General features: G+C 31.6%; 2 protein-coding genes. Both read right to left on the bottom strand.

Translation table 11 applies throughout. The features are described from left to right. Positions 1–278: 278 nt before the first annotated feature. Entirely contained in the window at positions 279–1,037 is a 759-nt protein-coding gene (locus LBV24_RS14955) for a DUF6090 family protein (protein WP_224479467.1), read from the bottom strand. Positions 1,038–1,214: 177 nt separating this feature from the next. After that, complete coding sequence (locus tag LBV24_RS14950) at positions 1,215–1,955, bottom strand: DUF6090 family protein (protein ID WP_224479466.1); 741 nt, start codon at positions 1,953–1,955, stop codon at positions 1,215–1,217. Positions 1,956–2,076: the final 121 nt, after the last annotated feature.

The raw sequence follows: 2,076 nt of genomic DNA, 5'->3' as shown, positions 1-2,076 counted from the left end.
ATAGCGCAGCGATGATATCGAACTGCTTTTGGATATAGTGTCTGCGAAGCAGCGTAGACAAAAGTACGCCGCAGGCGTATTCGATATCATCGGTTCAGGCTATGTGTAGTGCGGGGCAAATAAGCCTTAAAGTTTCAATTCAACACCGACCATAGCGAGCCATTTTTATGTTTATTATTTTTCTTGAATAAAGATACAAATTGCGAGCGGATTAAAAGGGTAGAAGTTTGAAATAAGCGATTCATCCCGCATTACTTATAGCCGTTGTTGTGCTTTCGTTATTTCTCATTTAATTCGTTCCTTAAAATCGCCAAAGGAATTTCTAAGTTTTTTCTCAGTCCTGATAATACTTTCCTGCTTATAATCATACCTGTCACAATTCCCTTTGCATTTGCATAGAATTCTTTATCAGATAAAAGTGTTTGTAAGACTTTGTGTGATGGTATATTGTCTTTTTTCCAATTATCAAAATAATCGTCTTGGTCTTCAATTGAAAATAATTTTGAATCAAAATATCTAGCATCAAGAATAAAATGGTGTGCATTATCCTTATAATCTTGTTGACAAGCATTTGCTTTATGGTAGTAGGCAAATAGTGCTTTAATTAATTCTCTGTTTTGAATCAGCCTTAAGTTTCCGCTACTTTGTAATTCTTTCCAAATAATTGGCTCTGGTAACGTTTGATTACTGGCAATCATCCTTCTCACGGCATTTAAAAATTTAAGTGTATCAGATGTGATTTTTTTTTGGTTTTCAATTATACTAATTACATATCGACCATTTTTTTCTATCGAAGCTAATGTGTTATTAGTTTTTTCCAAGTATATCGAATCTTGTTTGAGTTCTTGGTACAAACTCTCTAGATAAACTTTTTCTTTTGTCTTATCCTTCTTGTTTTCATTTTGGTTGTTGATACTTAGAGCAATTAAAATTCCTATAACCACGAGGATAATTTCTCCGAATGCATAAATCAGATACTTGCTGAATTTGTTTTCAGAAAGTAAATTTTGTCTAATTTTTCTAAAGAATTTTATCATTGGTTAGCGGTTTCTGATAATGAAGCACAACGTGTTCGTGTATGGTTTCGTTGCGTCTGCACTAAGATAGCAAATAGGAGCGAACCCATTGTTCAGAAGCGATAGAAATTCCGAATAGGAATTTCAGAGCAATGAACTATACACGTTGTTGTGGTTTCGTTATTTTTTAATTTAAGATTAATATTTGTTTTTCAAATAGACAATTTCTTTTTCAATAAGTTGGGCTACTTCAATGGATTTCGACAAAGTGTTGAAATGAAAATTAAGCAATCTTTTGTGCATATCACTTGAGCGTTTAATGTAATAATGTGAATTTTTGTTGGATAGTAATTTCGCATATGACTCTTTATCTATAAAAACACCGCTGGAATCATATGAAAAGTAATTTCCTATAGTATGTTTTAGAAGTTCATTGTGTTTGTATCTATCATTATTGTTTACTTTCGATTTGAAGCCAGAATATTTAAATCCATACAGATAATTTATCTCATTTCTTATCTCTTTGTTAGAAATAATAGACAACCCTCTTTGTTTGGCTTCTTGAAAATGAGCTTCGTGTAATACCACAGACCAACCTAAATTAGCAATAGAGTGCAAGTTTTGAGCAAACATATTGCTGTAAGCTTTCTTCTTTATTAAATGGTGAAGAACAAAACTGTCTCGCTTTATAATATTTTGATATCCGCGAATATTAAAATTTATATCTATAGTATCTCTAAGAATATCATTTCTAATTCCAACCAATATTTCAATCTCTGTATTTCTTTTCTTTGTTAATTCATTCCAATTATTAATTTGAAGAGCAATCAATATCCCAATTACAACAAGAACTATTTCGCCAATAGCATATTTAAAATACTTTCCAGTTTTATTTTTCTCCATTAGGTCATATCGTATTTTTCTAAAGAATTTTATCATTGGTTAGCGGTTGGTTATAATGAAGAACAACGCTGCGCTATGTGCAGTTGTCTGTTTTTTTGTGAAGATAATGAAAAATCGTGTTGATGATTTGCAATACTTATCCCACGTCATGCATTTT

It is taken from the genome of Winogradskyella vincentii (assembly GCF_020166345.1).
In the GTDB taxonomy this organism is placed as follows: Bacteria; Bacteroidota; Bacteroidia; order Flavobacteriales; family Flavobacteriaceae; genus Winogradskyella; species Winogradskyella vincentii.
This window is presented reverse-complemented; position numbering and strand designations above follow the sequence as displayed.

Bases quoted from the DNA above. Each gene is read 5' to 3' on its own strand.
- LBV24_RS14955 (WP_224479467.1), bottom strand. From the start codon at position 1,037: ATGATAAAATTCTTTAGAAAAATTAGACAAAATTTACTTTCTGAAAAC.
- LBV24_RS14950 (WP_224479466.1), bottom strand. From the start codon at position 1,955: ATGATAAAATTCTTTAGAAAAATACGATATGACCTAATGGAGAAAAAT.